Source organism: Deinococcus sp., assembly GCF_025362455.1.
In the GTDB taxonomy this organism is placed as follows: Bacteria; Deinococcota; Deinococci; order Deinococcales; family Deinococcaceae; genus Deinococcus.
Genome location: NZ_JANYGJ010000169.1, coordinates 1 through 7,687, shown reverse-complemented (window position 1 = coordinate 7,687; position 7,687 = coordinate 1). Strand labels below are relative to the sequence as shown.

The 7,687-nt window shown below is 61.5% G+C and carries 6 protein-coding genes; all 6 read right to left on the bottom strand.

The genetic code is table 11. From position 1 onward, the window contains the following. The coding region (locus Q0R23_RS12735) for a hypothetical protein (protein WP_293913572.1) at positions 1-1,009 on the bottom strand (1,009 nt) is incomplete at its 3' end. Between the two features lie 57 nt (positions 1,010-1,066). Next, complete coding sequence (gene gcvP, locus Q0R23_RS12730; protein WP_293913574.1) at positions 1,067-3,961, bottom strand: aminomethyl-transferring glycine dehydrogenase; 2,895 nt, start codon at positions 3,959-3,961, stop codon at positions 1,067-1,069. 126 nt (positions 3,962-4,087) lie between these two features. Continuing rightward, the gene (locus Q0R23_RS12725; RefSeq protein ID WP_293913571.1) at positions 4,088-4,597 is read right to left on the bottom strand and encodes a hypothetical protein; all 510 of its coding nucleotides are present in this window, start codon (positions 4,595-4,597) and stop codon (positions 4,088-4,090) included. Between the two features lie 4 nt (positions 4,598-4,601). Then, on the bottom strand, positions 4,602-4,964 hold the full coding sequence (gene gcvH / locus Q0R23_RS12720; RefSeq protein ID WP_293913569.1) for a glycine cleavage system protein GcvH: 363 nt from the start codon (positions 4,962-4,964) through the stop codon (positions 4,602-4,604). Positions 4,965-5,058: 94 nt separating this feature from the next. After that, a complete protein-coding gene (gcvT, locus tag Q0R23_RS12715) occupies positions 5,059-6,135 on the bottom strand; it encodes a glycine cleavage system aminomethyltransferase GcvT (RefSeq protein WP_293913567.1) in 1,077 nt (358 codons plus the stop codon). Positions 6,136-6,423: 288 nt separating this feature from the next. Next, positions 6,424-7,416: a sugar-binding transcriptional regulator gene (locus Q0R23_RS12710; protein ID WP_293913565.1), complete on the bottom strand. Its 993-nt coding sequence runs from the start codon at positions 7,414-7,416 to the stop codon at positions 6,424-6,426. Between the last annotated feature and the right edge of the window lie 271 nt (positions 7,417-7,687).

Genomic DNA, 7,687 nt, shown 5'->3' with positions numbered 1-7,687 from the left:
GTAATTCTTCAGGTTCGGGCACAAACTTTACGAGGGTCAATCTCAAAGCTTCAGGCTCACTCACTTTAACTGAATCATCCGTAAATGTCCTGTTCGCTACGGCCATCTTGATTAAATCCTTTATGTCTCTATCTCTTTTATATGAAAAGGACTCAGACGTTATGCGGTCTTTCAGTCTTGCAATTATATCTTCATTGAAGATATTCTCGAAGAAATGTTCTATAATATGATAAAAAGATAGATATTCGAGTGTTGGACTGTCAGAAGATATGCCGAGCTGATAGTAATATATCAAATCTGGTATGTAATGTTTGCGTGGAGCCACCATTTCGTTTGGGTTCGCACGTCTGATTTTTCTGATCTTGTACGACCTAAGCAATTCTGCTAACTGCTTGACTGGAACTAGTGCGATGTCGAAATTATAACCGATAGAAAATAGGTATGCGTTTGAAAAGTTTATGAGGGAACTTTTGCCGATAGTTTTACCCGAAGTTATTATAATACTCTTTATTCTGAGAGATCGTCTCAGATGATCCAACATATCCAATTTTGAAGCACTGAGCAGTCCTGGCCTATCTACCATTATGGTGGCCATCCTAAAAATTTCTCTTAAAAAATCTGTATCCCTCAATTTAAGTATAGTAAAAATAATATATTCGGCACTCGGCAAACCAAGCTTGTATGTTAATTTATTTTCACCATCTATTATTTCAGGAATATTTTCTAAATCTCTTCTTTTTATTGGCGAGTTGGAGTGTTCCCTCAGAGGTATTTCTAGTGTGTTGCTACTGCTCAAATTTACTTCTTCAAATACAGCCAAAACTTTTAAATTATTCAATACATTTATAAGGCGCTCTTTACTTAATTCAATGAAGGCTTCTTCGCGTCTTGAAAATATAAACTCAGTTTCGTTTTCGGTCAGCTTCATTCTCGTCGCTACCGCCATAAGGTTTGCTATCTCGGAGATTTCAAGCTCGCCAAACGGGGAATCAGTATATAATGAGGTCATGCTCAAAAGTATAAGCTAGAGACGGATTCAATTGTTGGGGATGAGCCATACGGTTTCTTACCCCACCACCCCAATCCCTACCCAATCCTCCATCGGCGGGCAGCTACACACGAAATTCCTATCCCCGAACACGTTATCTACTCGGTTCACACTCGGCCAGTACTTCCAGAGCTTCTGCGCGGGCGTGGGGTAGGCGCCCACCTCGCGGCTGTAGGCCCGGCTCCAGTCGCTCGCTATCAGGTCGGCCTGCGTGTGCGGCGCGTGCCTCAGCGGACTGTCCTCAGCGCTGATCAGACCGTCCTGCACTTCCTGAATCTCGCGGCGAATGCCCAGCATAGCGGCCACGAAACGGTCCAGCTCGGCTTTCGGCTCGCTCTCGGTGGGCTCGATCATCAGCGTGCCCGGCACCGGAAAACTCATGGTGGGCGCGTGAAAACCGTAGTCCATCAGCCGCTTGGCGATGTCCTCCTCGCTCACGCCGCTCTCCGCCTTCAGCGGGCGGATGTCGATGATGCACTCGTGCGCCACATGCCCGCCGCGTCCATCACGGTCTGCCCCGGTGTACAGCACCGGATACGCCCCCCGCAAGTGGTGCGCCACGTAATTGGCGTTCAGGATGGCGACCTGCGTACTCCGCTTCAGCCCCTCCGAGCCCAGCAGCCGGATGTACAAATAGCTGATCGGCAGAATGCTCGCGCTTCCGTAGGGTGCCGCGCTGACGGCTCCGGTGTGGCTGTCCGATGTGGACCGAACGGAGTGGTTGGGCAGGTACGGGGCCAGGTGCGCTTTGACTCCAATCGGCCCCATGCCCGGCCCGCCGCCCCCGTGCGGAATGGCGAAGGTCTTGTGCAGGTTCAGGTGACTGACATCCGCGCCGATGAAACCGGGGCTGGTCAGGCCCACCTGGGCGTTCATGTTGGCGCCGTCGAGGTAGACCTGGCCGCCATGCGCGTGAATCAGCTCGCAGACCTCGCGCACGTTGGCCTCGAAGACGCCGTGCGTGCTGGGATAGGTAATCATCAGCGCCGAGAGGTTGCCGCTGTGCTCCTCGGCCCTGGCGGTCAGGTCCGCGAAGTCGATGTTGCCGTCAGTGTCGGTCTTCACGACGACCACCGTCAGGCCCATCATGGCGGCGCTGGCGGGGTTGGTGCCATGCGCGCTGGCCGGAATCAGGCAGATGGTGCGGTGGCCCTGGCCTTGCGCCTCCTGGTACTTGCGGATGGTCAGCAGCCCGGCGTACTCGCCCTGCGCCCCGCTGTTCGGCTGGAGGCTCACGGCGTCGTAGCCGGTGATGTCGGCCAGCCAGGTTTCGAGTTCCGTCAGCAGCGCGGCGTAGCCCTCGGTCTGGCCTTGCGGCGCGAACGGGTGGATGTTGCCGAACTCCGGCCACGTCACCGGGATCATCTCGGTGGTGGCGTTGAGCTTCATGGTGCAGCTTCCCAGCGGAATCATGCCGTGCGTCAGGCTGTAGTCCTTGTTTTCCAGCAACTTCAGGTAGCGCAGCATGGCGTGCTCGGAGTGGTGTGTGGTGAAGCTGGGGTGCGTCAGGTACGGCGTGGTGCGCTGCAAGCTGGACGGAATGCCCTCGGCGGCACCCTCTTCCAGCGCCAGCACGTCTAACGTTTGCCCGGTGACGGCCTGGATGATGTCGGCCAGGTCAGCAGGCGTCGTCGTCTCGTCCAGGCTGATCCCGATGCGCTTACCCTCGTAGCGGAAGTTGATGCCCTGCGCCTCGGCCCGCTCACGAATGCTGTTTGCATCGCCCTCGAAGCTCAGCGTGTCGAAGAAGGTCGGGTTGACGCTCAATCCCGCGTCCGTCAGCGCCCTCGCCAGCATGCCCGTCAGCAGATGAACGCGCTGGGCAATCGTTTTGATCCCCTCCGGCCCGTGATACACGGCGAACGCGGCGGCCATGTTCGCCAGCAGCGCCTGGGCCGTGCAGATGTTGGAGGTGGCCTTCTCGCGCCGGATGTGCTGCTCGCGGGTCTGCATCGCCATTCGCAGGGCGGTTTTGCCCTGGCTATCCTTGCTCACCCCGATCACCCGGCCCGGCATGCTGCGCTGGTAGGCACTCCGGCAGGCCAGAAACGCCGCGTGTGGCCCCCCGAAACCCAGCGGCACGCCGAAGCGCTGGCTGTTGCCGATCACGATGTCGGCCCCCATTTCACCCACCGGGGTCGTCAGGGCACAGGCCAGCAGATCCGTCGCCGCGATCAGCACCGCGCCCAGATCATGAACCCGCTCAGCCACGCTCGACAGGTCGTGGAGGTCGCCATACGTGCCTGGCGTCTGCACCAGCGCCGCGAAGGTGCCCTCCGGCAGCTCGCCGTCCACCTCGCCCGTCACCACCTCGTACCCGAAATACTCGGCCCGCGTGCGAATCACGTCCAGGGTCTGTGGATGCACGTCGTCGGCCACGTACAGCACGTTACCTTTGGCTTTGGCGGTGCCCCCTTTAAATAAACGCTTCGCCAAGGTCATCGCCTCGGCGGCGGCGGTGGCCTCGTCGAGCAGCGAGGCGCCCGCGACCTCCATGCCGGTCAGGTCCATAATCATCTGCTGGAAGTTGAGCAGCATCTCCAGCCGCCCCTGCGAAATCTCCGCCTGGTACGGCGTGTAGGCCGTGTACCAGCCCGGATTCTCCAGAATGTTGCGCTGGATGACCGCCGGGGTATGCGTCCCGCTGTAGCCCATGCCGATGTAGCTGCGGAAGACCCTGTTCTTGCTCGCCAGCACTTTCAGGTCGGCCAGCGCCTGGGCCTCGCTGACCGGGCCGCCGACCTGTATTTCAATCGGGCGGACAATCGCGGCGGGCACGGTGGCGGCCATCAGGGCGTCTAAGCTGTCGTAGCCGAGTTCAGCCAGCATGGCGGCCTGTTCCTGGGGGCCGGGGCCGATGTGGCGGCGGGCAAAGTCTTCGGTCTGGAGCAGCGTCTTCAGGCTGGGGCGCATGGACATCGGGGTAAACCTCCGGCGAGTGGGGGAGAGTGGGTGTAGTGCTGATAGTCGCGTACTAGGCGCAAAAAGAATGCCGCCCGCGCAACGGTTGACGGGGAGGGCGGGGGAGATACGCTGTGGTCAGGTCAGTTTGGGAACGCTCTCCCGCCAGCGCGGCCCATTCTCGCCCTTCGACGATGTGGCCTGATACGCCTGAGCGTTGGCCTGCGCCGCCAGGTCACTGACGAGCCGCTGGCTGTAATTCTCGAAAGATTCGTTCAAGCCGTCTTTGCGCGGCGTGGATAAATACACCGCCGTCAGATAGCGCTCGGCGTACCACGTCGATGATTCGGTGGTTTCTTCGACCATCGCGTAAATGCAGATGAACCAGTCGCGGAACGTGTCACCGTCCCACAGCGCTTCGATGGCGGCGACAGGCTGGGTGATCCCGGCGAGCTTCTCGAACGCTTCCGTTCTAGGCGAGACGTGAGCGGGGAACTTCTCAGGGACGTGCTGCCTGAGATGCTCTGTTCGAAGGGACACCGCCTCCAGAGCCTCGTTCAGACTGGACTGATGAAGCTCGCGGTAGTCCCGGATCGCCCGTATGTAGCCGCCCTTGAAGATCCACTCGTCGATCTCGGTCCAGTCCATGTCCTCAGTTGTTTGCCGCTCCATACGCCGCCGCGTCCATCAGCTCACCGCTCGCCTCGCCCACGTCGAGCTTGAACAGCCAGCCTTCGCCGTAGGGCGAGCTGTTGACCAGTTCGGGCGTGCCGGACAGCGCGTCGTTGACGGCGGTGATGGTGCCGCTGGCGGGCGCGTAGATGTCGGAGGCGGTCTTGACGCTCTCGACGACGGCCAGCGTCTCACCGGCCTTGACCTCGCGGCCCACTTCCGGCAGCTCCACGTACACCACGTCGCCGAGCTGGTCCTGCGCGAAGTCGGAGATGCCCACCGTGCCGTCACCGGAGAGCCATTCATGGGTGGGCGCGTATTTGAGTTCACTGGGGGTCTGCATGGTTTTATTCTCCCTGATGATGCGGAACCGGATGTGTAGGGCGGCTTTACTTCTTCATCCCACAAGCCACAAGCCACAAGCCATGAGCGGCGCGTCAGCGCCTGTAAAACGGCAGCTCCAGCACCCGCGCCGCCACCCGCTTGCCCCGCACCTCGACCTCGAAGGCACCTTGCTCGGCGGCCTGGCGGTCCACGAGTGCCATCGCTATCGGGTGGCCCAGCGTCGGGCTGACTGTTCCGCTGGTGACGACGCCTACCTGCACGCCGCCCTGAAACACCGGATAACCTTCGCGCAGTGGCACTTTGTCGGTGGCCAGGCCGATCAAGCGGTGCTCTGGCTCGACGCGGATGTGGTGGCGTCCCAGGTGCGCCTTGTCCTTGACCACCCAGCTATAGCCGCTGCTCAGCGGGTGAATCTCAGCCGAGAACTCGTGCCCGAACAGCGGAAAACCCGCTTCCAGCCGCAGCGTGTCGCGGGCGCCCAGGCCAGCAGGTGTGAGCCCGGCGCCCAGCAGCGCGTCCCAGATCGCCTCGGCCTGCGCGGCGGGCACGAACACCTCGAAGCCGTCCTCGCCCGTGTAGCCCGTCCGCGCCAGCCAGACCGGCACGCCGAACAGGTGCGCGGCGAAGAAGTCGTTCTTCTTCGTCTGGCCTAAGTTGGTGTCGCAGTGCGGCTGGAGCAGCGCCCCCGTCTGCGGTCCCTGCACGGCGATCAGGCCCCATTGCCCGGATTCGTCGCTGAGCTGGGCGTCGTGGTCATTCAGATGGCGCTTCAGGTGCGCCCAGTCTTTGCCGATATTGGCGGCGTTGACCACCAGCAGGTAATCGTGCTCGGCCACCCGGTAGACGTAGATGTCGTCGATCAGCCCGCCCGACTCGCCCGGCAGCCAGTTGTAGTGCGCCCGGCCCGCTTTCAGTCTGCTCACGTCGTTGGTCGTCACCGATTGCAGGAAGTCGAGCGCCCCGGTGCCCGTAACCCGGAATTCACCCATGTGCGACACGTCGAACATCCCCGCCTGTTGCCGCACCGCCTGATGCTCGGCCATGACCCCGGTATACGACACCGGCATCTCCCAGCCGCCGAATTCCACCATTCTCGCCCCCGAACGCAGATGGGCGGCGTGCAGCGGCGTGCGCTTGAGCTGCTGTGTATTCGTGTCTGATTGTGCCATGCGGCTGATGCTAACGTGGAAGTGGGAAGAGGGGAGTGGGAAGTGGGGGAATCTGGGAGGGGGAGTTGGTGTGGCAACCTCCCAGGCCAACAAACCCCCCACCCGCTACGCGGGAGCCCCCCTCAAGGGGAGCCAAAAAACGCTTTCCCACACGCGCTCAATCTTTCGTCTCCCTTTTAAGGGGAGATGCCCAGCAGGGGCAGACTCGCAGAGCTGCGTAGCAGAGGGGTCATACCCAGCATCCCCAAAAACTCAACAACCACTGCCCACCCCCGCTGTTCCCACTCCCTACGTCCCACTCCCCATCTCCAGCACCGCCCGCGCCGTCATCTCGTCCACGATCAAGCGGTGCATCAGTTGCCCTTCCAGGGCGCCGTGCAGCGCCGCGACCTTGCCCAGCCCGCTCACCACGCAGACGGATTCTTTCACTCGCTGCATCAGACTCAGTTCGGGGCCGCTGGCACGGGCGTTGAGCGACAGGCCGTCCCAGGTGCCGTCGGCGCGGTAGAAGACGGTGGCGATGTCGCCCACGGCGCCCTCGGCGGCCAGGGTCTGACGGTCGAAGGCGTCGAGATACCCGGCGCTGTACACATGGCTGGGCGTGTGCGCTTGCGCGCTCCCCACCGAGTACATCAGGATGTCGGCCTGGGCCTGCAAGTCCAGCACGTGCCGGACGCTGCGCTCGCGCCACATGGCCTGCTTGGTGCTGCCTTCGTCGAAGAAGGTCGGTACCGGAAACAGTTGTGCGCGGGCGGAAAAATTGCGGGCGAACCTCAGAATCGTGTCGTTGACGAAGCCGCTGACGAACTCGCTGTCGTTGGCCGAGCCGTTGAGCTGCACGAAGGTCACGTCCTGCACGGTGCGCGGCACCAGGGCGCGGCTCACGGCGTCCAGGGTGTTGCCCCAGGCCAGACCGACCCGCATGCCCGGTGCCAGCAGTTTGTTCAGCAGGCCAGCGGCGGCGGTGGCGGTGCGAGAGAGCCACAGCTCCTCGCCGCTGCCGGGCGGCACGCCGACCACCTGAGAGCGCACGAACGGATAGCGGGCGTGCAGCCGGGCTTCCAGGCCCTGCGACTCGCCTTCGGGGTCGTGAATGCGAATCTCGACCAGGCCGCTGCGCCGGGCGTGCGAGAGCAGCCGCGAGACCTTGGGGCGCGAGAGGCCCAGCTCACTGGCAATCGCGTCGGTGGTCAGGCCCTGTTCGTAGTAGAGCCGGGCGACCTGCACCGCCTGGTGCGGCAGCGAGACGTTGAGGTGCGGGGAGGCGGTATCGGGTGCCATGCGGTCCTGTCAGCATACGGCAGGGCGGAGCCTGAAGCGCCGGGGCCGGTCCTGACCAGCTTGAACACCTGTTCAGCGGCAAGTATCATTCGTTCATACAGTTCGGTCCTCGTCAGCTCGACAACGCCAGCTCAACAAGGAGATGCTCATGGCCAGCTCAACAAGGAGATGCTCATGAGTCAGTGCGCCCCATGACCCGCTCAGACCAGTACATCCTCGCGCTCGACCAGGGCACCACCAGCAGCCGCGCCATCGTCTTTGACCGGAGCGG

Coding starts and splice junctions, on each gene's coding strand:
- gcvP (WP_293913574.1), bottom strand. CDS start 3,961: ATGCGCCCCAGCCTGAAGACGCTGCTCCAGACCGAAGACTTTGCCCGC.
- Q0R23_RS12725 (WP_293913571.1), bottom strand. CDS start 4,597: ATGGACTGGACCGAGATCGACGAGTGGATCTTCAAGGGCGGCTACATA.
- gcvH (WP_293913569.1), bottom strand. CDS start 4,964: ATGCAGACCCCCAGTGAACTCAAATACGCGCCCACCCATGAATGGCTC.
- gcvT (WP_293913567.1), bottom strand. CDS start 6,135: ATGGCACAATCAGACACGAATACACAGCAGCTCAAGCGCACGCCGCTG.
- Q0R23_RS12710 (WP_293913565.1), bottom strand. CDS start 7,416: ATGGCACCCGATACCGCCTCCCCGCACCTCAACGTCTCGCTGCCGCAC.